This window comes from Streptomyces sp. NPDC056061, assembly GCF_042266885.1.
Taxonomy (GTDB): Bacteria; Actinomycetota; Actinomycetes; order Streptomycetales; family Streptomycetaceae; genus Streptomyces.
The window spans coordinates 79,496-103,192 of sequence record NZ_JBHJWQ010000014.1 but is presented as its reverse complement, the minus strand read 5'-3'; the positions used below and the strand labels follow the sequence as shown (position 1 = coordinate 103,192).

Sequence of the window (23,697 nt, the reverse complement as noted above, 5' to 3'; positions counted from 1 at the left end):
GTACGCCGCGGCCCACGGGGCGGGGACGCGTGCGGAGGGCTGCAGCGCCGGATCACCTGCGACGTCACCCGGATCCGGCTGCTCGTCGATCTCGTGCGGGCCGGTATCGGGGTGGCGATCGTGCCGCGGCGCATCGGTGAGGACGCCGGGCTGCCGTGCGTGAGCGTCCGCCGGCCGGAGCCGGGGCGGACGGTGGTGCTCGCGGGGCGGGCGCCGCGCCCGCGCGATCCGGCGGAGGCACTCCTGGACCGGCCGGCCTTTGCCGCTCCCCCGGCACCCGACGGCCGGGACGCGGTCCGCGTCACGCCGGGGCCTACGGGCGCAGCGCGCGCAGCAGCAGGTCCGCCAGGTGATCGGCGACCTGCTGCCGGCTGAGCGGGCCGTCGGGCCGGTACCAGGTGGACAGGTGGTGGACGGAGCCGAAGTGGTAGTCGACGATCAGGTCCGCCGGGGTGGCGGTGGAGAACACCCCGCTGCGCTGGCCCTCCTCGACCAGGGCGCGGAAGCCCTCGTGGTAGCGGCGCCGCGCCGCCCGGACCTGCTGATTCTTCTCCGGGCTCAGGTGGTGCATGGAGCGGAAGAAGATCGAGGCGTCGTCGAGGTTCTCGATGGTGGTGACGACCACGTCCGCGGCGGCGTCGCGCAGCCGCTTCTCGACCGGGGCGTCGGCCCCGGCGAAGGCGTCGAGGCGCTCCTGCTGGAGCCGGAGCACTCGGGCGTAGACCTCCTGGAGGAGGTCCTCCTTGGAGCCGAAGTAGTGGTAGAGCGCGCCCTTGGTGACGCCCGCCGCCTCGACGATCTCCTGAACCGAGGTGCGGTCGTAACCCCGCTCGGCGAAGAGCCGGGTGGCGGCGGCCAGCAGCCGCTGGGGCACGGGGGCCGGTTCCTCCGGTTCCCCGTCCTTCGCCTTGGCCGTCGCCTTGGCCGTCGCCTTGGCCATGGCCGCCACCTTCCTTCCGGGCTGTGCACGGCCGGCGCCGTGCGGGGGTCGAGAACGCGATGCGTGGACGGGAACGCGGTTCCCGCCCGAGGATCTTCCCACTCGCCGTCCTCGGCGGGTCGGCCAGGATCTCGGCCTCGCGCGGGCATGTGCACGCGGCGAGCCGCTCCCGGCAGTACCCGCCCAGTGCCTCGGGGGCGGCCCCGGCACCGGGCAGCGGACTCATGCGGGCTCGGACGGTCCCGCCCCGGTGGACCTCCGGTACGCGGGGGCGACGGGGGGCCGCCGGGCCTCGCCGAGCAGGGCGGGCCGGGGCTCGGCCGCGTGGATCGATCCGGTCATGCGCCGGTCTCCTCCCACGTGCGCTGAAGCCGGTTCATGCCGCCGAGCCAGCGTTCGGTGTCCTGGGCGCGGGCCCGGTAGAAGCCGGCGACCTCGGGGTGCGGCAGCACCAGGAAGCGGTCCTCGGCCATGGCGTCGAAGAGCGCGTCGGCGACCGCCTCCGGCTCGATCGCGCCGGGGGCGAGGATGAGTTCACCGGCCGACCCGGCGGCGGTGAGCATGTCGGTGCGCACGCCCTGCGGGCAGATGGCGTGGACCTTGATGCCGCGGTGGCGGTAGGTGAGGGAGAGCCATTCGGCGAAGGCGACGACGCCGTGCTTGGTCACGCTGTACGGCGCGGCGCCGATCATGGTCAGCAGTCCGGCGGCCGAGGCCGTCGAGACGAACCTGCCGCCGCCGCGCTCCAGCCAGCCGGGCAGCAGCGCCCTGGCCGCCCGGACGTGCGCCATGACGTTGACGTCCCAGGCCGCGGCCCAGACCTCCTCGTCGGCGAGGGCGTCGCCGGGCGAGGCGAGGCCGGCATTGGCGCAGTAGATGTCGACGGTGCCGTCCAGCGCGTCCCGGGCCGCGTCCAGGGTCCGTGAGGCGTCACCGACGACCGCGACGGCGCCGATCTCCTCGGCCAGCGCCCCGATCCGGTCCGCGTCGAGATCGTTGACCACGACGCGCGCGCCCTCGGCCGCGAAGCGGCGGGCCAGTGCGGCGCCGATGCCGCCTCCGGCCCCGGTGACCACCACACCCGCGCCCTGCACCGTGCTCCCCATCGGTTCCGCCCCTCTCGGCTCCCGGTCGACTGCATCGGCAGACTAACCAGTCGGTATGTGGGAGCGGAAGGGGTCGTACCCGTTCGGGGGAAGCCGGCCTCGGACCCGGACCGACGGCGTTCCGGGCGGGGTCGTCCGGCACCTCCACCACGGCACCGCCGCCGCAGCCGTCACGTCCATCACGCCTGTCACGTCACCGCACCCGCCGCACCCGTCACATCCGTCGCATCCGTCACGTCGCCGCACCGTGGCATCCGCCGCGTCCGGATCGTTCCGCAGCGGCTGATCGCACGCTAGCGTGCGTGACCATGACAGACGTCGCGATCATGGAGGTAGCCGAATGAGCCTGTCCAGACGTGGTTTGCTGGCCGCCGGCGGCGCGGTGGGCGCCCTCGCGGCAACGGCCTCCGGCAGTGGGACCGCGGTCGCCGCGCCGACGCCCGGCAGAGGGCACGGCAACGGCCGCCCCCGGGTCCGCACCGGCTTCGACCGGCTGGCCGAGGACGGCTACCGACTGTTGAGGGGGCAGAAGGTCGGGGTGGTCACCAACCCGACGGGAATCACCTCCGACGTGCGGCACATCGTCGACGTGATGCACCCGGACGACCGGGTGGACCTGATCGCCGTCTTCGGCCCCGAGCACGGCTTCCGCGGCACCGCGCAGGCCGGTGGCTCCGAAGGGCGGTACGACGACCCGGCGACCGGACTGCCGGTCTACGACACGTATCTGAAGAGCGGTCAGCCGCTCGCCGACGTGTTCACCGCCTCCGGCGTGGACACGGTGGTCTTCGACATCCAGGACGCGGGAGCCCGCTTCTACACGTACATCTGGACTCTCTACGACTGCATGGAGGCGGCGGCCCTCGCGGGCAAGCGGTTCGTCGTGCTGGACCGGCCGAACCCGGTGACCGGGCGGGCTGCGCTGGGCCCGGTCCTCGACCCGGCGTTCGCCACGTTCGTGGGCCGCCGGGAGATCGCGCAGGCGCACGGCATGACGGTCACCGAACTGGCGCTGCTGTTCAACGCGGAGTTCCTGGACCGGCCGGTGGACCTGCGGATCGTGACGATGTCGGGCTGGAAGCGCTCGGACTTCTTCGACGCGACGGGGCTGCCGTGGGTGCCGCCGAGCCCCAACATGCCGACCCCGGACACCGCGCTGGTCTACCCGGGAACCTGCCTGTTCGAGGGCACGAACCTCTCCGAGGGGCGGGGCACGACCCGGCCGTTCGAACTGCTGGGCGCGGAGGGCATCGACCACCGCTGGGCGGATGCGGCGAACACGCTGGGCCTTTTGGGGGTCACGTTCCGCGAGGCATACTTCGCGCCGACGTTCTCGAAGTTCGAGGGGAAGACGGTCGGCGGGGTGCAGTTGCACGTCCACGACCGCGCGGCCTTCGATCCGGTGCGCACGGGCATCGGGCTGCTGGTGACGGCGAAGCGGACCTGGAGCGGCTTCGCCTGGCGTTCCGACAACTGGATCGACAAGCTCACCGGCAACACCCGGGTCCGCACGATGATCGACGCCGGGGCGGACACGGACGAGGTGGTCGGGGCCTGGGCGCAGGATCTCGCCGCCTTCCGGACCGTCCGCAAGAGGTACCTCCAGTACCGGTGAGACGCACCGGGCGGGGCTCGCGCGGCGCGGGCCCGGCCCGCCGCAGGTGCCGCGCGGGGCGGGCCCGAGATCTCGGACCCGCCCCGCGGACGTCGTCCCCCCACCGCCGTCGGCAGTGACGTGACGCCTACCGGTGGGCGGGGAACTCCACCACCTGCTGGTAGGTCGGACGGTTCTGCCAGTGCAGGGACTTCTGCTCGATCCCGCCCAGCGGGCGGTGGTTGATCGAGTCGGAGCACCACTGCTCGCCGGCCTTGCAGGTGCCGTCGCCGGGATAGACCTCCGCGGCCGGCTTCGCCGCCGCCGCCTTCAGCGTGGTCAGCAGCGCGTCGCGGCAGGCGGCGAGGTCACCGCCCCCGCAGTAGGTCTTCGCCAGCGGGCCCTCGACCCGCTGTCCCAGGACCTTGCGCAGGTCCTTGTCCACGAAACCCCACCAGCCGTACTGGAAGGCCGAACCGCTGTGCGCGCCGCTCGGTCCGTGGGCGGCCGCCGGGGACTCGTCGGTGGCGAGGTTGGCGGTCAGCGCCCGGAACAGGTCGTCGCCCAGCCCCGGCCCGAACTCGGCCTCGACGAGTGCGGGCCACCACGCGTCCATGATCCGGACCGCGTCGGCGTACGTGTAGGCATGCGAACCCGGGCTGTTCTCCCGGCGCTGCGATCCGGCCGCCCGCCAGGACTCCAGCTGCTGGACCACGCCGTTCAGCTCGGGGTCGGCGACCGGCGCCGAGCGGATCACCTTCAGCAGTTCCGGCAGCAGCTGTTCGCCGCGCAGGTCGGTGACCGCGGCCTCGGCCATGGCCCGGGTGAGGGAGGCCCGGGTCACACCGCCCTCCGCGACCAGCTTCGCCACCCGGTCGTCCAGCAGGTCGCCCCGGTGCACCGCGCCGAGCCCGAAGCCCGCGGCGGCGTACCCCTCGGCCTGCTTGTTGTTCCAGGAGATGTAGTAGTCCTGGCCGCTGGAGTTCGGGTGCTCGGCGAACGGCGTGTACGCGGAGGTGTTGGCGGCCGGGTCGAAGTCCTTCCACTCGTAGGCCTTCTCGGCCCGGACGGGCAGCGCCGGGTCGACGCCCTTCGCCCGCACCGGGTTCATGCCGCTGTTGTAGTAGGCGGCGGTGCGGGAGTCGGCGTAGAACCAGTTGAACGCGTAGTCGATGTTGCTCGCCGCGCGCTGGAACGAGGCGGCGTCCTTGACGTAGTCCGGGTCGTTGAGCATCTGGAAGCCGACGATCGAGTCGGCCTCGTGGCGGTAGGTGCTGCGCAGCGAGGTGTAGGCGACGGGCTTGCCGCCCACGGTGGCACGGTGGGTGACGACCCCGTAGTTCGTGCGCCGGACCTGCATCCGGTAGGAGCCCTTCGCGGTGGAGTCGGCGACGGTCGGCTTCCAGGAGTTGGTGCGCTCCAGCGTCTCCATGGCGGTGCAGGCGCCGCGGTAGAGGTAGTGCGTGGAGTCCTTGGTGGGCGCGGAGCCGTCGGGTTCGCACAGCTCGACGGCGTAGGTGTCGGTGATGTCCTGCCCGGCCGAGGTGGCGCTCCAGGCGTAGTCCTGGCCGCGGCCCATCTGGATGTACATGCCGACACCGGCGAAGGAGACACCGCGGGCGCTGATGCCGGGACCCTGGAGCTCCTGGAGCATCATCAGCTGCGGCGCGAAGTAGCCGGTCTGCGGGCCGAACACGGCGATCGGGTTTCCGCTCGCGGTGTGCTTGCCGGAGACCAGCAGGGCGTTGGACATGCCGCGTTTCTGGGCGCCGGATCCGGAACCGGGCAGCGAGCCCTCGGGGATGACGCCGTCGTCGAAGAGGCCCTGGGCCTTCTTGAGGGATGCCGGGGCCTCGACCGGCGTCTTGCGGTCGGTGCCCGCGGAGCCGGTGCGGTCGTGGATCAGTTGCTCGGCCGTGACGGACCCGGCATCGGGCAGCGCGGTGCCCACTGCCTTGTCGGGCTTGCCCGCGTACGGGAACGCGGTGCCGTCGTGGATCGTCAGCACCGTCTCGGGGTCGTTGCGCTGGCGGAACGACTCCCAGACGCGGGTCCCCTCGGCGACCCCGTACTTCTGCTGGGCAGCGAGCAGCGAGAGCGCCGCCTGCACCTCGCCGCCGCCCCCGCCGCCGAACTGTCCGCCGACCACGGAGGCGATCGAGATCAGGTCGGTCAGCTTGAACGGCTGGATCTCCCCGACGTTGGTGATGGCGTCGATCTTGCCGGTGAGCACGTACTCGCCGGGGAAGTAGCGGCCGTTCTTGGACTTCTCGCGGTAGGCGTTGATGCCGTCGACGTAGGCCTGGGCGTCCGCCATGGCCTGCTCGCCGCGGGCACCCTCGTGGGTCCGGATGTAGTCGACCTGGGCTTCGAGGTCGGCCTCGGTGTACGGGGCCTGCGGCCAGAACTGCTGCTCCAGGCCCTGGTTGGCGAGCGCGCCGCCGGCGAACGAGGTGAGCTCGCCGCGGCCGATGTGCCGGAAGAGGTCCATCAGCCACAGCCGGTCCTGCCCGGCCGCGTATCCGGCGCCGAACTCGGTGCCGTAGCGGGTCGTGCCCTTGATGTGCGGGACACCGGTCGCCTTGTCGCGGGTGATGGTGACGTCGTCGCGCGGCGAGGTGACGGACTCGACCCGGTCCTCGGGGACGCCGAACGAGGCGTCGTTGAAGAAGTCGGTGAGCTTCTTGTCGGTGAGGGTGGTGTGCCCGGCCACCAGGCCGTTGTAGCGGTCGAGTTGGTCGTCGCTGTGCGCGGGGTGTGTGCCGAACGCCTTGTTGCCGAGGATCTCGACGAGGGTGGCGTTGCCGTTCTCGCCGGGCGGCAGGATGTCGTCGCACCGCCCCTGGCAGTAGTCGGTGGCGGCGGTTCCCGGCGCCGCGGCGCCGGACTGCGGCGCCGCGGCCAGCAGGGTGGTGCCGAGGACGAGGACCGCCGCCGCGGTGGCGGCTTGGGACATGACGGTGCGTGGGGGCATGCGGGCTCCTCCGAGTGGCCGATGGGCCGGAGGTTACTGGCGGTACGACCCGTCGGTAAGGTGAGCACCAGTCACTTTTTCCGAATCGTCACATGCCGCCGCGCCGACCCCTCGCAGCGGAGACGCCTCTCACATTCCAGACAGACTTGCGTGGCTCGGGATCCGAATCGGGTGCCCATTCGTCTATCGGGTGACGCCGAAGTACGAGCGACGGAGGTGGTGGCGCAATGGCCGGATTCCGAAGTCTTGCGAGACAGGTCCGAGATCCGCGGGGCGACCTGGCACTGCGGCGGTATTCGCTGCGCAAGTGCCTGGAGCGGTTCGCCCCCTACGGGCACCGGGCGACCTGGGATCATCTGTGCAGTCGGCACGGGATCGAGCCCGAGGACCGGTCCCCCGACCCGGTGCGACTGGTGCGCGCCCTGGACGAGCTGGAGGCGGCGCGGAACGTCTGGCTCGACTACGAGGCGTCCTTCGCCGCGCGGCGCAGGCGCGAGAAGCACGACGGGCTGCGCAGGCCCGCCGCGTTCGACGACTGGCACCGGCGCACCTGGGGCGGCAACGGGGTCGCCCGCTGCGCGGACCCGAGCATTCATCCCGCGGCACCGCTCGCCGAGGTCCTCGGCCGACTGATCGCCGCCCTGGAGTCGGAGCCGGGCGCGGCCTGCCCGGTGTGCGCGGGCACCGAGATCGACTGGCGGCCGGACCCGACGTACGACCGGCCGCCCGGCCCGGTCTGCGCGGGGTGCGGAATCCTGGTGCCCCGCCCGGTGCTCACGACCGGGGCGCTGTCGAGGGCACGCAACGCACGACAGCGGGACCTGGCGTCGGCGGCCTGACCGGCGGCGCCGCCCCTCCGAGGACGGTCGCGGCCCGGCCGGGTGCCCGGCACCGGCCACCGCCGCCCGCGCCCACGGGGACCGGCCGCCCACCGGCCGTCGCGGGCGATCCGCCACGGCCGTCCACGCTACGCGCCGTCGGCCGACGTCTGTTCCGGCATCAGGCGCGAACCGCTGAACCGACTGCCGGAGACATCGTTCGGGTTGGAGAGCACACAGGTCTCCAACGACAGACAGCCGCAGCCGATGCAGTCGGTGAGATGGTCCCGCAGTCGGCCCAACTGCTCGATCCGCTCGTCGAGTTCGGAGCGCCAGGCCGCGGAGAGCCGCGCCCAGTCGTGGCGGTTCGGAGTGCGTTCGTCGGGGAGCCGGGCAAGGGCGTCCCGGATGGTGGCGAGCGGAATGCCCACCCGTTGTGCCGCGCGGATGAACGCGACCCTGCGCAATGCGTCCCTGGTGAAACGGCGTTGGTTGCCACTGGTGCGGCGGCTCTTGATCAGGCCCTTGGCCTCGTAGAAGTGCAGGGCCGAGACGGCGGCGCCGCTGCGCGCGGAGAGCTGGCCGACCGTGAGTTCCTGGAGTGTCTGTGGGATCTGGGGCACTCCGCCCACCCTACGACCTCGCCCGCGGCGATCGGCCGGCTTCACGGCATTCGAGGCCCCCGGCCCCGGCCCCGCGTCGGCCGCCCCGGCTCCGGCCGCGGGGCCGAAGACCGCGAACGCCCCCTCCTCCCCCGCCCGTCGTGGCCGGGACCGCGTCGGACCGCCGCCGACGGGGCCGGTCGTTGACAGGAACGCACCCGCCAACCATGCTGAGCAAGCGCTTGGACAGGCCCGGGAACGGAGGGCCGCCCGCCGTCCCGGACGCTCCGTCCGGGAGCGCACGACCCCGGACGACCGACAGCGGGAAGGGCAGGGACCAGGGACATGGCAGAGCCGAGGATCTTCACGTCCGCGCAGGAGCTGCGCGATGCGGTGGGCGAGGAGTTGGGCCACAGCGAGTGGCTGGAGGTCGACCAGAAGAGGATCGACCTCTTCGCCGAGGCCACCGGTGACCACCAGTGGATCCACGTGGACCCGGAGCGGGCGGCGGACGGACCGTTCGGAACCACGATCGCGCACGGCTATCTCACGCTGTCGCTGCTGCCGGTGCTCGTGCCGCAGGTCATGCGGGTCGAGGGCATGAAGATGGGCATCAACTACGGCACGAACAAGGTGCGCTTCCCGTCCATCGTGCCCGTGGGCTCCCGGCTGCGCGCGACGGCCGTGCTGCGGGACGTGGCGGAAGCCGGGGGCGGCGTCCAGGTCACGGCGTCCGTCACGGTCGAGCGCGAGGGCGGCGACAAGCCGGTGTGCGTGGCCGAGTCGGTGTCCCGCTACTACTTCTGAGCGGCCGACACTTCCGGTACGACCGCTCCCGGGCCCGCGGGGCATGAACGGGACGCGCCGCCCGACGGCTCGTCCCGGGGCCGGGCGGGACCGCCGGCCCGCCGCTACCGCTCGGCGGCGACCATGCGGAGCACGAGGCCGGCGTAGAGTTCGCCGACCTCGTCCGGTGTCCGGCTGCCCCGCGTGTTGAACCAGCGCGCCACGTCGATGCAGAGCGAGAGCACCGCGAGCGTGGTGCCCGGCACGTCGGGGACGTCGAACTCCCCGGCCCGTACGCCCTCGCCGATGATCCGGCGCACCACCGCGTCGGTCCTGCGGCGCAGTTCGACGATCTCGGCCCGGTGCTCCTCGCCGAGCGCGTCGAGTTCGTACTGGACCACGCGGGCGGTGGTGTGCCGCTCGGCGTGCCAGCGGACGAAGGACCGTACGGCCTCGGCCAGGCGCTCGGCGGCGGTGCCGTCCGCGTCGGCCGCGGCCTCCAGGACGGACAGCGCGCGGTCGTGACCGATCCTGCTGATCCGGTGGAGCAGCTCTTCCTTCGTCTTGTAGTGGATGTAGAGCGCGGCGGGACTCATCCCCGCCCGGCCGGCGATGTCACGGGTGGTCGTGGCGTGGTAACCGCGCTCGGCGAAGGCGTCGACGGCGGCGACGAGGAGCCGCCTGGCCGCCTCCGGTGTCACCTCGGCCCACGGCGAACCGTCGCCGTCGGTCTCCTCGGCCGCCGTGCTCATGATCGCTCGCCCCTCTCGTCACCAGGACGCACACCATACCCCGAACTGAGCAAGCGCTTAGGGTGTCCGGCGCGCGCCCGCGGCACCACTCGGGGGCGGACCCGATTCCGGATCGCCCCGCAGCCCGGTGCGAGCGGTCCGGCTCAGAGCTTCTGGAAGGGGTCGTGCTCGGAGAGGATCTTCTCCAGGCGGGCCTGGTCGACGCGGCTCACGAGCTGCCCCGCCTCCTGCCGGTCCCGGACCACCTTGGCCAGGGTGAAGCAGGAGGTGACGAGGTAGAGGACGCTGATCGCGAGGAAGCCGCGGACCCAGCCGTCGGCGTCCAGGGAATAGATGCCGAACGCCACTGCGGCGATCGCCACCCCGAAGGACGCGACGGCCTGGCCGTAGAAGGCGGCAGTGCTCTGCTGCTTGACCGAGGATGTGTCACTCATGCGGCTCAGCATCGGGCGACGTGGCGTACGCCACATCCGTCCGCGTACTCAGCGCCGTACTCAGACTGCCGTTCGACATCCGGACGGGGCGAAGAGACCTCGCACGGCGGAACAGCGGAACTCAGAAGGCGGAGACCCCCGTGAGCGCGCGGCCGGTGATGAGCTTCTGGATCTGACCGGTGCCCTCGTACGGGGTCATCACGCGGGCGTCGCGCAGCAGCTTGCCGACCGGGTACTCGTCGACGCGGCCGTAACCGCCGAAGACCTGGAGGGCGTTGTCGGCAGCACGGACGGCAGCCTCGGAGGCGAAGAGTTTCGCCGTGGACGCGGCGGTGGCGAACTCCTCTCCCCGGTCGATCAGGTCGGCCACCCGCCAGGTCAGCAGCCGGGCGGCGTCGACGTCGACGGCGATGTCGCCGATGAGCTCCTGGACGAGTTGACGGCTCGCGATGGGCCTGCAGAACTGCTCGCGCTCGCCCGCGTACGCCACGGCGGCGTCCAGGGCGGCCCGTGCGATGCCGACGCATCCCGCCGCGACCGACATCCGCCCCTTGGCCGGCGCCGACATCGCGACGGAGAAGCCCTTGCCCTCCGGGCCCAGGAGCGCCGACGCGGGTACCCGCACGTCCTCCAGGACCAGTTCCGCGGTGGCCCGGCCGCGCAGTCCGGGCTTGCCGTGGATGGCGCGGCGGCCGAGTCCGGGGGTGTCCGCCGGGACGAGGAAGGCGGAAATGCCCCGGTGGCCGGGGGCGTCGCCGGTGCGGGCGAAGAACAGCACCACATCGGCCCAGGTGCCGTTGGTGATGAACATCTTGCCGACTATCCGCACCTCGGCCGGGCGCACCTGCTCACCGAACGCGGGGAACAGGTCGACGAAGGAGCGTTCGAAACCGGGCTGCGGGCGCTGATCGACGGTCTCTCCCTCCAGTACGAGCAACTGGCGCGCGCCGGGACACTTCGGCACGCGCCGAACCGTCCCTGACGCATCCTGGAGGGCATGGCACACCCCGACCCGGCAGCGCCCCGGCTCGCCGCCCTGGCCGCACTGCTCGCCGACGACACCCGCGCCGCCTTCTGCCTGGCCCTGCTCGACGGCCGCGCCTGGACCGCGGGCGAACTGGCCCGGCACGCCTCGGTGGCGCCGTCCACCGCCAGCGAGCATCTCCACAGGCTCGTCGCGGGCGGGCTGCTGGCCGAGGAACGCCAGGGCCGCCACCGCTATCTGCGGCTCGCCGACGAACGGGCCGCGCACCTCGTCGAGGACCTGGCGGCCCGGGTGGTCCCCGGCTCCCCCGCCCGCCCGCCGCGCACCCTGGCCGCGGCGAGCGCCGACAGCGCGCTGGCCCGCGGCCGCACCTGCTACGACCACCTCGCCGGGCGGCTCGGCCTCGCGATCACGGACGCCATGTCGGCGCGCGGCCTGCTGGAGCGGGACACCGGATTCGCCCTCACCCGCGACGGCGTCGACTGGTTCACCGCCCTGGGCATCGCCCTGACGCCGCGGTCGCGGCGTCCGCTGGTACGGAGCTGTCTGGACTGGACCGAGCGTCGGCCGCACCTGGCCGGACTCGCGGGCGCCGCGCTGTGCCGCCACATGCTGGACGTCGGCTGGTGCGTCCGGATCGGGACCGGGCGTGCGGTGAGGGCGACCGCGGCCGGGGAGCGGGCGCTGCTCGAACACCTCGGCATCGAGCCGGCCACACTTCGGTAGCTGCCGAAGAGTCCCGCCCCTACGGTCGTGACCATGACGACGAACTGCGAGACGGCGGCCGGAAACGTGCCCCGTCGTGACGGGCGGGCCATCGCCGCCGCCTGCACCACCGTGCTGCTGTGGGCCTCCGCCTTCGTTTCCATCCGCAGCGCGGGCGAGGCCTACTCGCCCGGGGCGCTCGCGCTCGGCCGGCTGCTCGCGGGTTCCCTGGCCCTCGGCACGCTCCTGCTGCTGAGGCGGGAGGGGCTGCCGCCGCGGGCCGCGTGGCCGGGGATCCTGTGGTCCGGGCTGTTGTGGTTCGGTCTCTACACCGTGGTGCTCAACCAGGCCGAACGGCTGGTCGACGCGGGAACGGCGGCGATGGTGGTGAACACCGGTCCGCTGCTGATCGCGCTGCTGGCTGCCCGGGTGCTCGCCGAGGCGCTGCCGAGGAGGCTGCTGGCGGGCATGGCGGTGTCGGTCGCGGGCGCCGTCGTGGTCGGGTCGTCGATGTCGGGGGACGGCGACGCGTCGGTGCCGGGGGTGGGGCTCTGTGTGCTGGCGGCGGTGGCGTACGCGGCCGGGGTGGTCGTCCAGAAGCCCGCCCTGCGGCACGGCTCGGCCCTCCAGGTCACCGCGTTCGGTTGCCTGGTCGGTACCGTCGGCTGTCTGCCGTTCTCGGGCGCGCTGGTCTCCGAGGCCGCCGAGGCGCCCCTGTCGGCCACCCTGAACGTGGTCTACCTGGGGCTCTTCCCGACCGCGCTGGCATTCACCACCTGGGCCTACGCGCTCGCCCGGACCACCGCGGGGCGGATGGGCGCCACCACCTACGCGGTGCCCGCGCTGGTGGTGGCACTGTCCTGGCTGCTGCTGGACGAGGTACCCGCACCGCTCACCGTCGGCGGGGGCCTGCTCTGCCTGGCCGGGGTGGCGGTCTCCCGGACGCGTACGCAGACTGGCCTGACGCGGAAGAGTCCGGCACAGCCGGTGGAGGGACGCCGACATGACGCGGAGCGCGAAGGAGCCGACCGGTCGTAGCCGGACGGAGAAGAAGCGGGCCCCCGCCCGGGACACCGCACCCGACGCCCTCGCCGACGCGGCCCGCCACGGCGGCCCCCGGCTGCGCGGCTTCGGCGTGGTCGACAGCGGAGACGACGATCCGGTGCTGGTGACGCCCGAGGGCCGGGCCCGGGACGCCTGGCGCGAGGACTACCCGTACCCGAACAAACTCGGCCGGAGGGCGTACGAGAAGTCCAAGCGCTCCCTCCAGATCGAACTGCTCAAGCTCCAGTACTGGGTGAAGGAGCACGGCGAGCGCATCATCATCCTCTTCGAGGGGCGCGACGCCGCGGGCAAGGGCGGCACCATCAAGCGCTTCACCGAACACCTCAACCCGCGCGGTGCCCGGGTGGTCGCACTGGAGAAGCCCACCGAACGCGAACGCACCCAGTGGTACTTCCAGCGGTACGCGGCTCATCTGCCGTCCGCCGGGGAGATCGTGCTGTTCGACCGGTCCTGGTACAACCGGGCGGGGGTGGAGCGGGTGATGGGCTTCTGCACCACCCGCGAGTACCTCGAATTCATGCACCAGGCACCCGGGTTCGAGCGGATGCTCGCCCGGGACGGCATCCACCTGGTGAAATTCTGGTTCTCGGTCTCGCGCAACGAGCAGCGCAACCGCTTCATGATCCGGCAGATCGATCCGGTGCGGCAGTGGAAGCTCAGCCCGGTCGACCTCGCCTCGCTCGACAAATGGGACGCGTACACCGAGGCGAAGGAACTGATGCTGTTCCACACGGACACGGCGGACGCGCCCTGGACGGTGGTGAAGAGCAACGACAAGAAGCGGGCCCGGCTGGAGGCGATCCGGCACGTGCTGCACCGCTTCGACTACCCGGACAAGGACCAGGACGTGGTCGGCGAGCCGGACCCGCTGATCGTCGGCCCGGCCTCCCGGCTCTTCGAGCGCGGCGAGATGGACGCCCGGCTGCTCACCACCGAGCGGGCGCAGGAGGGCCCCTTCGCATGACCGCGGGCGGCCGGCGGGCCGGACCGGGGACGACGCCCGGGACGGCGGGCCCGCCTACGGGAAGACCACGAGCGCACGCCCTCCCCTGCCCTCGACCATGCGGCCGAAGGCGGCCGGGATGCCCTCCAGCCCGATCCGTTCGGTGACCATCGTGGGGAGATCGAACCGGCCCGCCCGGATGTGCTCGGCGAGGACCGGCAACCGCGATCGGCAGGGCCGCGTGCACCGCCCGGGAGAACCGCGGCGGCGCGGCGAGTTCGGCGGTGGCGGTCGCCGCGATCTCGTCCTTGCGGGCGACGAGGACGTCGCGCAGGGCGGCGATCCGCGCGGCGCGCCCGACGGGCGGGGTGGCCGCCCAGGCCGCCGGCGCCCGGCGCGCGGCGGCCACGGCGGCGTCGACGTCCTCGGCCCCGCCCGCCGGGACGTGGTCGATGACCTGCTCGTTCACCGGGTCGACCACCGCGATGGTGTCCGTGCCCACGGCGGGCCGCCATGCGCCGTCGATGCACATGCCGTCGTGGGCCCTCATCGCGTTCCTCCCGGGGTGCCGCGGCTGCGGTGTCGTGCTCCGCACCCAAACCAGCGGTGTGAGTTTTTCGGCGCCGGGGTCCGCCGTCATGGCTCCCGTCACGATGCCACCGGCCCTGCCCCGCCGCGGCTCGGGGCCGCACCGGTGGCCGCCGCCCGTCAGCCGAGCCCCACGGGCTCCGTTCCGCGCCCGCCGGACCGAGCGCTCCCGGAACCGGCGTCCCCGGACTCCGGATCCGCGGACTCCGGGTTCGCCGACTCGGGGCTGGTGAGCCCGCCGCTCCCGGATTCCGGGCTCGCGGGCTCCGGGCTCCCGGAATCGGGGCTCGCGAACTGCGTGCGGTACAGCTCCTCGTACCTGCCGCCCGCGGCGAGCAGTTGGTCGTGGGTGCCGCGCTCCACGATCAGCCCGGCCTCCACCACCAGGATGAGATCGGCGGCCCGCACGGTGGACAGGCGGTGGGCGATCACGACCGCGGTGCGCCCGGCGAGCGCCTCGGTCAGGGCCTCCTGGACGGCCGCCTCGGAGGTGTTGTCCAGATGGGCGGTGGCCTCGTCGAGGATGACGACGCGCTGGCGGGCCAGCAGCAGCCGGGCGATGGTCAGCCGCTGGCGTTCGCCGCCGGAGAGCCGGTAGCCGCGTTCGCCGACGACGGTGTCGAGTCCGTCGGGCAGCGAGGCGACCAGGCCGTCCAGGCGTGAGCGGCGCAGCGCGTCCCAGAGGTCCTCCTCGGTGGCGTCGGGCCTGGCCAGCAGGAGGTTCGCGCGCACCGACTCGTGGAAGAGGTGGCCGTCCTGGGTGACCATGCCGAGGGTGTCGCGCAGGGTGTCGGCGGACAGGTCGCGCACGTCGATGCCCCCGATGCGCACCGCGCCCTCGTCGGTGTCGTACAGACGCGGCAGCAGTTGCGCGATGGTCGACTTGCCCGCGCCGGAGGAGCCCACGAGCGCAACGGTCTGGCCGGGTTCGGCGCGGAACGAGACGCCGCGCAGCACCTCGCCGCCGTCGCGGGTGTCCAGCGTCGCGACGTCCTCCAGCGAGGCGAGGGAGACCTTGTCGGCGGACGGGTAGCCGAACCGCACCTTGTCGAACTCCACGGACACCGGGCCCTCGGGAACGGTCCGCGCGTCCGGCTTCTGGTCGATCAGGGGCGTGAGGTCGAGGACCTCGAAGACCCGCTCGAAGCTGACCAGGGCGCTCATCACCTCGACGCGGGCACCGGCGAGCGCGGTGAGCGGCGCGTACAACCGGGTCAGCAGCAGGGCGAGGGCGACGACCGCGCCCGCGTCCAACTGCCCGCGCAGCGCGTAGAACCCGCCGAGCCCGTAGACCAGGGCGAGCGCCAGTGCCGACACCAGGGTGAGGGCGGTGATGAACGCGGACTGCGCCATGGCCGTGCGCACCCCGATGTCACGCACCCGGCCCGCCCTGGCGGCGAACTCGGCGGACTCGTCGGCGGGCCGGCCGAAGAGCTTGATCAGAGTGGCGCCCGGTGCGGAGAAGCGCTCGGTCATCCGCGTCCCCATCGCGGCGTTGTGGGCCGCCGCCTCCCGCTGAAGTCGCGCCATCCGGGCGCCCATCCGGCGCGCGGGCAGCACGAACACCGGCAGCAGCACCAGGGCCAGCACCGTGATCTGCCAGGAGATGGAGAGCATGACCCCGAGGGTGAGGAGCAGGGTCACCACATTGCTGACGACTCCGGACAGCGTGTTGCTGAAGGCGCGTTGGGCGCCGATGACGTCGTTGTTGAGGCGGCTGACGAGTGCGCCGGTGCGGGTGCGGGTGAAGAACGCGACCGGCATCCGCTGCACATGGTCGAAGACCGCCGTGCGCAGATCCAGGATCAGCCCCTCGCCGAGGTTCGCCGAGAGCCAGCGGCCGAGCAGGCCGAGGGCCGCCTCCGCGAGGGCGATCGCGGCGATGAGCAGCGACAGGCGTACCACGGTTCCGGTGTCCCCGCCGGTCACGATGGCGTTCACGACGCGACCGGCGAGTACCGGGGTGGCGACCGCGAGCAGCGCCGTCGCCACGCTCAGCACCAGGAACAGAGCGACCCTGCGCCGGTGCGGACGGGCGAACGCGGCGATGCGCCGCAGGGTGGCCCGGTCGAAGGGGCGTCGGTCCTGTTGTGCGTTCATGACGTTGTGGAGCTGTGTCCACGCGGTGGCTTCCATGCTCATGGCAGGAACCTACGACCTCCAGTGGACTTGAGGTCAACGGCCGGTCCGGTCCGCGCCCGGGAACCGCCGGACCGGCAACGGCACGGGGAAACGGCGGTGCGCCCCGGTGTCAGTCCAGGACCTGCGCGAGGTACGCCCGGAGCAGGGCACGGGTCTCGGCGACGATGGCGGCGTCCCCCGACGGATCGGTGCGGAAGGCGAGGCGCAGGAGCGCGTCCGCGGCCTCGACGCAGACCAGGATCGTGCGGAGCAGATCCTCGTCGGCGGGGCGGCCGAGGTGCCCGGAGAGGAGGCCGGTGAGGCGGCCCGCCACTCGCTGGTTGGCGGCGGCGGCCGAGTCGCCGTCCGGCGCGGGGGCGGGAGCGCCGAAGTCGACGAGGGCGAACCCGGCGACGGTGCGCTTCATCGCCAGGTACTCGTCCAGGACGGCGTCGATCGCGTTGCGCCAGTCGGCGGGCGGGATGCCGGCGAGGCGGCCTGCGATGCGTTCGGCGTAGCTGTCCAGGTTGCGCCGTGCGAGGGCGTCGGCGAGTGCGCGCTTGTTGGAGAAGAACCGGTAGACGGAGCCGATGGGAACCCCTGCCCGGACGGCGACGGCCCGGGTGGACAGCTGCTCGTATCCGGTCTCGTCGAGGAGTTCGGCACAGGCGTCGAGTATCCGGGCGAGCCGTTCGGCGCTGCGCTGCTGCACCGGGGCGCGGCGGAGGCTGGTGTTCTCGTGGGGCACGGGCTCCATCATGCCGTGGCGCTCCTGCGCGGGCCCGGTGGCCGTCGACGGACCGTGTCAGGACACGCGACGGAGAGCAGAGCGTTGTTCAACCGCCGGAACCTCCCGCGCGCACCCCGAAATCCGGCACGCCGCCGGACCCCCGGAATCCCGGACATCACCGAATGGCGTTGACGCGCCACGATCCGATTCCTACGGTGTTCCATAGGATTTCTTCGGCACCGGGAGCGCGCATGGGTGGCATCGAGCAGGCGAGGAAGACGGCACAGGGGCTTGAGTACTCGCCCGGATTCGGCAACGAGCACAGCTCGGAGGCGGTGCCCGGGGCCCTGCCGCACGGCCGCAACTCCCCCCAGCGCGCCCCGCTCGGCCTCTACGCGGAGCAGCTGAGCGGCTCGGCCTTCACCGAACCGCGCGCGCACAACCGCCGTTCCTGGCTCTACCGCATCCGCCCGTCGGCCGCCCACCCGCCGTTCGTCCGCGTCGACAACGGCGCGCTGCGCACCGCCCCGTTCACCGAGTCCGTGCCCGACCCCAACCGGCTGCGCTGGGACCCGCTGCCCGAGCCCCCCGCCGGGACGGATTTCCTGACCGGCCTGTGGACCCTCGGCGGCAACGGCGACGCGGCGCAACGGACCGGCATGGCCGTGCACCTCTATCACGCCAACGCGTCCATGACCGACCGGGTGTTCGGCGACGCGGACGGCGAGCTGCTGATCGTCCCGGAGCACGGCGGCCTGCTGCTCCGCACCGAACTGGGCCTGCTGCGCGCCGAGCCCGGCCACGTCGCGCTGATCCCGCGCGGCGTCCGCTTCCGGGTGGAGCTGCTCGATGCCACCGCCCGCGGCTACGTCTGCGAGAACTACGGCCGGCCGTTCGTCCTGCCCGACCTCGGCCCGATCGGCGCCAACGGTCTGGCGAACGCGCGGGACTTCCTCGCACCGGTCGCCGCGTACGAGGACGTGGAACGCCCCGTGGAGGTGATCAACAAGTTCTGCGGGAACCTCTGGTCGGCCACCTACGACCACTCGCCGCTCGACGTCGTCGCCTGGCACGGCAACCACACCCCGTACGTCTACGACCTGCACCGCTTCAACGTCATCGGGTCGATCAGCTACGACCACCCCGACCCGTCGATCTTCACGGTGCTGACCTCTCCGTCCGACACCCCCGGTCTCGCCGGTGTCGACTTCGTCGTCTTCGCGCCGCGCTGGCTGGTCGGCGAGGACACCTTCCGGCCGCCGTACTTCCACCGCAATGTGATGAGCGAGTACATGGGCCTGATCGAGGGCGCGTACGACGCGAAGTCGGCCGGGAAGGGCGGCTTCGTGCCGGGCGGCGGCTCGCTGCACAACATGATGTCGGCGCACGGCCCGGACCGGGAGACCTTCGACCGGGCGAGCGCGGCGGAGCTGAAACCGCAGAAGATCGACGACGGCCTCGCCTTCATGTTCGAGACCCGCTGGCCGGTGACGGCGACCGGGCAGGCGGCGTCCGCCGATCATCTGCAGCACGGCTACGACGACGTGTGGCAGGGTCTGAGCCGCAACTTCAGGCCGTAGACCACGGCGCCGCTTCCCGGCACGCGCGTCGTCGCGTCGGCCGCGCCGCAGTACGGAGAGACCAGGTGACCCAGGTGCCTCAGATCCCGCAGCCGTCCCAGGGGTCCGCCTTCGCCCCCGACTCGCTGGTCCTGAACCGCAAGCTGCCGCTGTGGTACCAGGTCTCGCAGTCCTTGCGCGCCTCGATACTGGGGCGCGCGAAGGACGCCTCGGCCCGGCTGCCGACCGAGGAGCAGCTCGCCGCGCACTACGGCGTCAGCGTCCTGACGATGCGCCAGGCGCTCAAGGAGCTGGAGACGGAGGGGCTGATCAGTCGGCACCGGCGGCGCGGCACGTTCATCGAGCCGCGCGCCCGCCGGGTCTCGCCGGTCCGGCTGCTGGGCTCGATCGACGCGATCGTGGCGCAGCAGTCCGGCGAGCGCACCGCCGTCCTGGACCACGGGCCGGTCGCCGTGCCTGCCGATCTCGGGGAGCACTTCCCCGACTGTGCGCAGGTGGTCGGCTACCGCAGGCTCCGCCGGGACGGGGACAGCGACGAACCCACCAACTGGGCGGAGAACGTGGTGCATCCCGAGGTGGCGGCCCGGCTCGATGTCGCCGACCTCGAACGCTGGCCGATGACCAAGGTGCTGCGCGACCGGGTGGGCGTCCGGATCGCGCGCATCACCGACACGGTCGAGGCGCGCCTCGCCGACCCCGTCACCGCCGAGCTCCTCCAGGTCCCCCTGCTGAGCCCGATCCTCTTCTACACGGGTGTGACGTACGAGGAGGGCGGCCGGGTGGTGGACGTGGCGCGGATCCGCTACCGGGGCGACCGGTTCTCCTTCTCGGTGACCGTGGAGGCGCACTGACCCCGCCCCGTCGGCGAGGTCGTTACGATGCCGGGGCAGCGGGCGGACGTGGCGACGGGGAGGACGACACGGTGGCAGCACGGGCAACGGGCGGCTCCGGCGACGCCCGGGGCGACGACGCCCCGCTCCTGGACGATCTGATGCCCTGGTCGGTGCGGCCGTTGCGCACCGGGCGCCACTGGGTGACGGCCCCCGACGCCGCCTCGCTCAGGGCGCGCTGGGAGCGTCTGGTGCGCGCCCCGGACGAGGAGCGCGAACGGCTCTTCCGGCCCACCCGCTCCCGCGGTCCGCGCACCCCGGTGGCGGCGCTGCCCGGGCAGGCCACCGGCACCGGCAGGTTCGACCACGAGAGCGGGCCCTGCCCCGAGCCGGTCCGGATCGCGCACGGACCGTTCGACGAGCAGTGGCTGCTGCCCGACCACCGGCTGATCGACGCCGCCCGCCCCGAGCTGTGGCGGGTCGCCGACGGGCAGCAGCTGTTCGCCGTCGAGCACGGGTACGTCCCCCGGGACACCGGACCGGCGCTGTCCGTGACGGCGCTGCTGCCGGACGGCCACTCACCGGCCGGGCGGCCGGGCCGCATCCGGCCGCTGTACCGCCGCCCCGGCGGCCTCGAACCCAACCTGGCTCCCGGGCTGCTCGCCCTGCTGCGGCACCACCACGGGGACGGGGTCACCGACCGGTCCGTGCTGGCCTGGATCCTCGCCGCGACCCGCAGCTCCCCCGCCGGGTGCGTGGTGCCGCTGCCCGCCGACACGGCGCGCTGGTCGGCGGGGGTGGACCTGGGGGCGGAGCTGCTGCGGGTGCAGCTGCGCGGCTCCCGGGGCGGGGAGCGCCCCCGGCTGCCGGGCGGGCGGCGGCCCTATGTGCGCGCCCCGGTCCCGCCCGCGCCGACCTCTCTGGCGTACGACGCGGCCGATGAGGTGCTCGTGCTGGACACGGGCCGCATCTCGCCGGTGCCCGCCGGGGCGTGGGAGTTCCGGGTGGGCGGGGTCCGGATGCTGGAGCTCTGGTTCGCGCGTCGTGTCGCCGCGGGCGGGGACGGCGCGGACGGCCTGGAGGGGGTCCGGCCGCGTGCCTGGCTCCAGGAGTGGACCTCGGAGCTGCTGGAGCTGATCACGGTGCTCGCGCTGCTCGCCGAACTCCGGCCCCGGCAGGAGGCGCTGGCCGACGGCCCGGCCCTCACGGCCGCCGGCCTCCGCGCGGCGGGCGTACTGCCCGTCCCCGCCGCGGCCCGGCGCCCCGCATCGGTGCTGGATCACCGGGAGGAGGGCCCGGACGGGCAGTTCGCGCTGCTGTGACCGGGCCGGGCCGCCATCGACGGGGCGGATGTCGCGGGTCACGGCACTGACGGCCCGGGGCAATCGGAGGTGGGTCGGCGAGCGGAGTCATGCGGCGCCTTGCGATGCACCGCATCCGGCGCCGCGCGCCGATCCATCGCGAATGGCCGGGACGGCCCTCAGCGGGCGAAGGAGTCCAGCACCCGGCCGAGCGCCCGGTCGAAGACCCCGTCCAGATCGATCGGCCCGGAGTCCTCGGCGAATCCGGCCGCCATCCGCGGGTACCTGCCGGTCGCGATCCGGCCGACCAGGTAGGCCGTGCGGGCGGCGTGCTCCTGCTCCTCGGACCAGGGCAGCGAGCGGGTGCGTTCCGCCGTGGCGATCTCGTTGGCCACGTAGGTGGTGACGATCCCGTTGATCATGGCGATGAGTTCCATCTTCTCGCCGAACCGCGCGTCGACGCCGTCCAGGCAGCTGAGCGCGTACTCCAGGTACCGCAGCGCGTTCGGACTGAAGCCGTACACGGGCGACATCAGCCGGGGCACCCAGGTGTGCCGGTGCATCATCGCGCGGGACTGGCGGGCCAGGGCGATCAGGTCGCCCCGCCAGTCGCCGGACGGCTCCGGGAAGTCGTAGTCGGCGCTGACCGCGTCGAGCATCAGCTCGTACAGGTCCTCCTTGCGCGGCACGTAGTTGTACAGCGACATCGTGCCGCAGCCCAGCTCCGCCGCCACCTTCCGCATGGACACCGCGTCGAAGCCCTCGGCGTCGGCGACGCGGACGGCGGCCGCCGCGATGTCCGCGCGGCTGAACGCGGGCCGGGGCCCTCGGCCCGCACGCTCGGGGCGCGCCCAGATCACTTCGGGTACAGCGGGTCGCCCCACCATGGATCACCACCTCGCCCACCATCGTAGTTACGTACACCGTACGTAGTGCGATACGGTGGGCCGCATGACAACTACGTACGCTGTACTTAGTGAAGGTCTGGAGAAGCGCTACGGCGACGTCCACGCCCTGCGCGGACTCGATCTGGCGGTCGCCGAGGGCACCGTGTGCGGGGTGCTGGGGCCGAACGGCGCGGGCAAGTCCACCGCCGTCCGGGTCCTCACCACGCTGACGGTCCCGGACGGCGGGAGCGCGCGGGTCGCGGGCCACGACGTGGTGCGCGAGGCGGACGCGGTGCGCGCGGCAATCGGCGTCACCGGGCAGGACGCCTCGGTCGACGGCGAACTCACCGGGCGGCAGAACCTGCGGCTGTTCGCAAAGCTGCTCCGGCTGCGGGGCGAGGCCGCCCGCGCCCGCGCCGACGAGCTCCTGGAGCGGTTCGAACTTGCCGATGCCGCCGACCGCCCCGCCCGCACCTACTCGGGCGGCATGCGCCGCCGGCTCGACCTCGCGGCCAGCCTGCTGACCCGTCCGCAGGTCCTCTTCCTGGACGAACCGACCACCGGGCTCGACCCGCACAGCCGCAACCAGATCTGGACCGCGGTCCGCGAACTGGCCGACCGCGGCACCACCGTCCTGCTCACCACGCAGTACCTGGAGGAGGCCGACCAACTCGCGGACGACATCGTGCTGATCGACCGGGGACGCGCCGCCCACCGCGGCACCCCGACCGAGCTGAAGGCACTCATCGGCAACTACGCCGAGGTGGTCGTCGCCCATGAATCGGCGCTCGTCCCGGCGGCGGGCGTCCTCGACCGGCTCACCGGCGCCGAGCCGGCACTCGACCCGGAGCGTCGCACCGTGGGCGCCGTCTCGACCGACACCGCCCTGACCCTGCCCCGCGTCGTCCGCGAACTCGACGCGGCGGGCGTCCCCGTCCTCGACGCGAGCCTGCGCCCCCCGACACTCGACGAGGTCTTCCTCCGCCTGACCGACCGCGGCGACGTCCGCACCTCCCCGCCCACGAAGGAGACAGCGGCATGAACATCGGCACCGCGCCGGCCGCCCGCGCCCCGCTCACCGACGTCCTGGCCGTGCTGAGCCGCCACCTGCAACGGATCAAGGCGGCCCCGGGCGTCATGATCCTCACCCAGACCATGCCGATCACGATGCTGCTGTTCTTCGGGTACGTCTTCGGCAGCGCCCTGGCGATGCCCGGCCGGGACTACCGCGCGTTCCTGGTACCCGGCCTGCTGGCGGCGACGGCGGCGAACGGCATCATGGTCGGCATGTTCCAGTCCTCGCAGGACTGCCAGCGCGGGGTGATGGACCGGTTCCGCACCCTGCCGATGAGCCGGGCGGCCGTCCCGTTCGGCCAGACCGCCGCCGATCTGCTGACCACGGCGGTCGGCATGGTCCCGCTGATCCTGGTCGGGCTCGCGGCCGGCTGGCGGATCGAGGGCGGCCCGCTCGCCGCCCTGGGCGGCTTCGGACTGCTGCTGCTCCTGCGCTTCGCCACGTCCTGGCTGGGCTGCTGGCTGGGGCTGCTGATCCGCAACGAGGAGGCGGCCGGGCAGTTGGGCAGCGCCACCTTCGTCCTGCCGCTGCTGTCGAGCGCGTACATCCCGACCGACAACCTGCCGGGGTGGTTGCGGACGGTCGCGGAGTGGAACCCGATCAGCGCCATGGCCTCCGCCACCCGCGAGCTGTTCGGCAACGCCTCCCCGGCCGCCGACGCGGCCTGGCCGGTCGCCCATCCCGTGGCCGGGACGATCATCTGGTCGCTGGCGCTCCTCGCGGTCTTCGTGCCGCTGACGGTACGGCGTCACGCACGCGGCGGCGAATGACCCGTCCGCGCCGCGCCCACGGGCGAGGGGACGGACATGCGGCCGGTCAGGACCGGCACCGGAACGGACTGCGCGCCTCCGCCGCACCCGACGCGCGGGACACGGGCGGAG

The 23,697-nt window shown here is 73.1% G+C and carries 19 protein-coding genes and 6 pseudogenes; 13 read left to right on the top strand and 12 right to left on the bottom strand.

Features of this window, described 5'->3' with window-relative positions; translation table 11 throughout:
• Positions 1-36 precede the first annotated feature (36 nt).
• Positions 37-375, top strand: a pseudogene (locus ACFC79_RS20675) (hypothetical protein); the annotation flags it as partial.
• On the opposite strand, the gene ACFC79_RS20670 reads toward ACFC79_RS20675, so the two are convergent.
• Both ACFC79_RS20670 and ACFC79_RS20665 read right to left on the bottom strand, forming a co-directional pair.
• Positions 314-940: a TetR/AcrR family transcriptional regulator gene (locus ACFC79_RS20670; RefSeq protein WP_376242107.1), complete on the bottom strand. Its 627-nt coding sequence runs from the start codon at positions 938-940 to the stop codon at positions 314-316. The pseudogene ACFC79_RS20675 and the gene ACFC79_RS20670 sit on opposite strands and share 62 nt — an antisense overlap.
• Before the next feature lie 338 nt (positions 941-1,278).
• Positions 1,279-2,046, bottom strand: coding sequence for an SDR family oxidoreductase (locus ACFC79_RS20665; RefSeq protein WP_376242106.1), 768 nt, complete (start codon positions 2,044-2,046; stop codon positions 1,279-1,281).
• 340 nt (positions 2,047-2,386) lie between these two features.
• Between ACFC79_RS20665 and ACFC79_RS20660 the strand changes: the two genes are divergently transcribed.
• On the top strand, positions 2,387-3,661 hold the full coding sequence (locus ACFC79_RS20660; RefSeq protein WP_376242104.1) for an exo-beta-N-acetylmuramidase NamZ domain-containing protein: 1,275 nt from the start codon (positions 2,387-2,389) through the stop codon (positions 3,659-3,661).
• Positions 3,662-3,788: 127 nt separating this feature from the next.
• On the opposite strand, the gene ACFC79_RS20655 is transcribed toward ACFC79_RS20660, so the two are convergent.
• The gene (locus ACFC79_RS20655) at positions 3,789-6,614 is read right to left on the bottom strand and encodes a penicillin acylase family protein (RefSeq protein ID WP_376242102.1); all 2,826 of its coding nucleotides are present in this window, start codon (positions 6,612-6,614) and stop codon (positions 3,789-3,791) included.
• A gap of 227 nt (positions 6,615-6,841) precedes the next feature.
• On the opposite strand from ACFC79_RS20655, the gene ACFC79_RS20650 reads away from it, so the two are divergent.
• Complete coding sequence (locus tag ACFC79_RS20650) at positions 6,842-7,453, top strand: hypothetical protein (protein WP_376242100.1); 612 nt, start codon at positions 6,842-6,844, stop codon at positions 7,451-7,453.
• A 128-nt stretch (positions 7,454-7,581) separates the two neighbouring features.
• On the opposite strand, the gene soxR is transcribed toward ACFC79_RS20650, so the two are convergent.
• The gene (soxR, locus tag ACFC79_RS20645; RefSeq protein ID WP_376242098.1) at positions 7,582-8,055 is read right to left on the bottom strand and encodes a redox-sensitive transcriptional activator SoxR; all 474 of its coding nucleotides are present in this window, start codon (positions 8,053-8,055) and stop codon (positions 7,582-7,584) included.
• A gap of 324 nt (positions 8,056-8,379) precedes the next feature.
• Here soxR and ACFC79_RS20640 point away from each other — a divergent pair, with 324 nt between their 5' ends.
• The gene (locus ACFC79_RS20640) at positions 8,380-8,841 is read left to right on the top strand and encodes a MaoC family dehydratase (RefSeq protein WP_376242097.1); all 462 of its coding nucleotides are present in this window, start codon (positions 8,380-8,382) and stop codon (positions 8,839-8,841) included.
• A 104-nt stretch (positions 8,842-8,945) separates the two neighbouring features.
• Here ACFC79_RS20640 and ACFC79_RS20635 read toward each other — a convergent pair whose 3' ends face one another.
• The 3 genes and pseudogenes from ACFC79_RS20635 to ACFC79_RS20625 form a co-directional block, all read right to left on the bottom strand.
• Entirely contained in the window at positions 8,946-9,572 is a 627-nt protein-coding gene (locus ACFC79_RS20635; RefSeq protein WP_376242095.1) for a TetR/AcrR family transcriptional regulator, read from the bottom strand.
• A 143-nt stretch (positions 9,573-9,715) separates the two neighbouring features.
• On the bottom strand, positions 9,716-10,006 hold the full coding sequence (locus tag ACFC79_RS20630) for a YiaA/YiaB family inner membrane protein (protein ID WP_376242093.1): 291 nt from the start codon (positions 10,004-10,006) through the stop codon (positions 9,716-9,718).
• Between the two features lie 121 nt (positions 10,007-10,127).
• Positions 10,128-10,820 (bottom strand): annotated as a pseudogene (locus tag ACFC79_RS20625) (acyl-CoA dehydrogenase family protein); the annotation flags it as partial.
• Between ACFC79_RS20625 and ACFC79_RS20620 the strand changes: the two are divergent.
• From ACFC79_RS20620 to ppk2, 4 genes and pseudogenes are all read left to right on the top strand, one after another.
• Positions 10,821-10,988, top strand: a pseudogene (locus ACFC79_RS20620) (TetR/AcrR family transcriptional regulator); the annotation flags it as partial.
• Between the two features lie 15 nt (positions 10,989-11,003).
• Positions 11,004-11,717, top strand: coding sequence for an ArsR/SmtB family transcription factor (locus ACFC79_RS20615; RefSeq protein WP_376242091.1), 714 nt, complete (start codon positions 11,004-11,006; stop codon positions 11,715-11,717).
• Positions 11,718-11,750: 33 nt separating this feature from the next.
• The gene (locus ACFC79_RS20610) at positions 11,751-12,734 is read left to right on the top strand and encodes a DMT family transporter (protein ID WP_376242089.1); all 984 of its coding nucleotides are present in this window, start codon (positions 11,751-11,753) and stop codon (positions 12,732-12,734) included.
• Positions 12,700-13,725: a polyphosphate kinase 2 gene (gene ppk2, locus ACFC79_RS20605; RefSeq protein ID WP_376242087.1), complete on the top strand. Its 1,026-nt coding sequence runs from the start codon at positions 12,700-12,702 to the stop codon at positions 13,723-13,725. The genes ACFC79_RS20610 and ppk2 overlap by 35 nt, the downstream gene beginning before the upstream one ends.
• Positions 13,726-13,779: 54 nt before the next feature.
• Here ppk2 and ACFC79_RS20600 read toward each other — a convergent pair.
• The 4 genes and pseudogenes from ACFC79_RS20600 to ACFC79_RS20585 form a co-directional block, all read right to left on the bottom strand.
• Positions 13,780-13,926 (bottom strand): annotated as a pseudogene (locus ACFC79_RS20600) (alcohol dehydrogenase); the annotation flags it as partial.
• Positions 13,919-14,254: pseudogene (locus tag ACFC79_RS20595) on the bottom strand (aldehyde dehydrogenase family protein); the annotation flags it as partial. The pseudogenes ACFC79_RS20595 and ACFC79_RS20600, both read right to left, overlap by 8 nt.
• 290 nt (positions 14,255-14,544) lie before the next feature.
• A pseudogene (locus tag ACFC79_RS20590) lies at positions 14,545-16,434 on the bottom strand (ABC transporter ATP-binding protein); the annotation flags it as partial.
• A gap of 109 nt (positions 16,435-16,543) precedes the next feature.
• On the bottom strand, positions 16,544-17,170 hold the full coding sequence (locus tag ACFC79_RS20585) for a TetR/AcrR family transcriptional regulator (protein ID WP_376242260.1): 627 nt from the start codon (positions 17,168-17,170) through the stop codon (positions 16,544-16,546).
• A 224-nt stretch (positions 17,171-17,394) separates the two neighbouring features.
• Here ACFC79_RS20585 and hmgA point away from each other — a divergent pair, with 224 nt between their 5' ends.
• The 3 genes from hmgA (at position 17,395) to ACFC79_RS20570 (ending at position 20,875) form a co-directional block, all read left to right on the top strand.
• Positions 17,395-18,723, top strand: a complete 1,329-nt coding sequence (hmgA, locus tag ACFC79_RS20580; protein ID WP_376242085.1) for a homogentisate 1,2-dioxygenase — start codon at positions 17,395-17,397, stop codon at positions 18,721-18,723.
• A gap of 65 nt (positions 18,724-18,788) precedes the next feature.
• Complete coding sequence (locus tag ACFC79_RS20575) at positions 18,789-19,574, top strand: GntR family transcriptional regulator (protein ID WP_376242084.1); 786 nt, start codon at positions 18,789-18,791, stop codon at positions 19,572-19,574.
• A 71-nt stretch (positions 19,575-19,645) separates the two neighbouring features.
• Positions 19,646-20,875: a type ISP restriction/modification enzyme gene (locus tag ACFC79_RS20570; RefSeq protein ID WP_376242082.1), complete on the top strand. Its 1,230-nt coding sequence runs from the start codon at positions 19,646-19,648 to the stop codon at positions 20,873-20,875.
• A gap of 158 nt (positions 20,876-21,033) precedes the next feature.
• On the opposite strand, the gene ACFC79_RS20565 is transcribed toward ACFC79_RS20570, so the two are convergent.
• Positions 21,034-21,741 carry a TetR/AcrR family transcriptional regulator gene (locus ACFC79_RS20565; RefSeq protein ID WP_376242080.1) on the bottom strand — a complete coding sequence of 236 codons (708 nt, stop codon included), beginning with the start codon at positions 21,739-21,741 and terminating at the stop codon, positions 21,034-21,036.
• Between the two features lie 64 nt (positions 21,742-21,805).
• On the opposite strand from ACFC79_RS20565, the gene ACFC79_RS20560 reads away from it, so the two are divergent.
• Both ACFC79_RS20560 and ACFC79_RS20555 read left to right on the top strand, forming a co-directional pair.
• On the top strand, positions 21,806-22,783 hold the full coding sequence (locus tag ACFC79_RS20560; protein ID WP_376242078.1) for an ATP-binding cassette domain-containing protein: 978 nt from the start codon (positions 21,806-21,808) through the stop codon (positions 22,781-22,783).
• Positions 22,780-23,586, top strand: coding sequence for an ABC transporter permease (locus ACFC79_RS20555; RefSeq protein WP_376242076.1), 807 nt, complete (start codon positions 22,780-22,782; stop codon positions 23,584-23,586). Before ACFC79_RS20560 ends, ACFC79_RS20555 begins: the two co-directional genes overlap by 4 nt.
• Positions 23,587-23,697 lie beyond the last annotated feature (111 nt).

What these genes read in the sequence shown, in the direction of transcription:
- ACFC79_RS20615 (WP_376242091.1), top strand. Translation starts at nt 11,004, where the DNA reads ATGGCACACCCCGACCCGGCAGCGCCCCGGCTCGCCGCCCTGGCCGCA.
- ACFC79_RS20650 (WP_376242100.1), top strand. Translation starts at nt 6,842, where the DNA reads ATGGCCGGATTCCGAAGTCTTGCGAGACAGGTCCGAGATCCGCGGGGC.
- ACFC79_RS20670 (WP_376242107.1), bottom strand. Translation starts at nt 940, where the DNA reads ATGGCCAAGGCGACGGCCAAGGCGACGGCCAAGGCGAAGGACGGGGAA.
- ACFC79_RS20630 (WP_376242093.1), bottom strand. Translation starts at nt 10,006, where the DNA reads ATGAGTGACACATCCTCGGTCAAGCAGCAGAGCACTGCCGCCTTCTAC.
- hmgA (WP_376242085.1), top strand. Translation starts at nt 17,395, where the DNA reads ATGGGTGGCATCGAGCAGGCGAGGAAGACGGCACAGGGGCTTGAGTAC.
- ACFC79_RS20635 (WP_376242095.1), bottom strand. Translation starts at nt 9,572, where the DNA reads ATGAGCACGGCGGCCGAGGAGACCGACGGCGACGGTTCGCCGTGGGCC.
- ACFC79_RS20560 (WP_376242078.1), top strand. Translation starts at nt 21,806, where the DNA reads ATGACAACTACGTACGCTGTACTTAGTGAAGGTCTGGAGAAGCGCTAC.
- ACFC79_RS20610 (WP_376242089.1), top strand. Translation starts at nt 11,751, where the DNA reads ATGACGACGAACTGCGAGACGGCGGCCGGAAACGTGCCCCGTCGTGAC.
- ACFC79_RS20555 (WP_376242076.1), top strand. Translation starts at nt 22,780, where the DNA reads ATGAACATCGGCACCGCGCCGGCCGCCCGCGCCCCGCTCACCGACGTC.
- ACFC79_RS20585 (WP_376242260.1), bottom strand. Translation starts at nt 17,170, where the DNA reads ATGGAGCCCGTGCCCCACGAGAACACCAGCCTCCGCCGCGCCCCGGTG.
- ACFC79_RS20640 (WP_376242097.1), top strand. Translation starts at nt 8,380, where the DNA reads ATGGCAGAGCCGAGGATCTTCACGTCCGCGCAGGAGCTGCGCGATGCG.
- ACFC79_RS20655 (WP_376242102.1), bottom strand. Translation starts at nt 6,614, where the DNA reads ATGCCCCCACGCACCGTCATGTCCCAAGCCGCCACCGCGGCGGCGGTC.
- ACFC79_RS20660 (WP_376242104.1), top strand. Translation starts at nt 2,387, where the DNA reads ATGAGCCTGTCCAGACGTGGTTTGCTGGCCGCCGGCGGCGCGGTGGGC.
- ppk2 (WP_376242087.1), top strand. Translation starts at nt 12,700, where the DNA reads ATGACGCGGAGCGCGAAGGAGCCGACCGGTCGTAGCCGGACGGAGAAG.
- ACFC79_RS20665 (WP_376242106.1), bottom strand. Translation starts at nt 2,046, where the DNA reads ATGGGGAGCACGGTGCAGGGCGCGGGTGTGGTGGTCACCGGGGCCGGA.
- ACFC79_RS20565 (WP_376242080.1), bottom strand. Translation starts at nt 21,741, where the DNA reads ATGGTGGGGCGACCCGCTGTACCCGAAGTGATCTGGGCGCGCCCCGAG.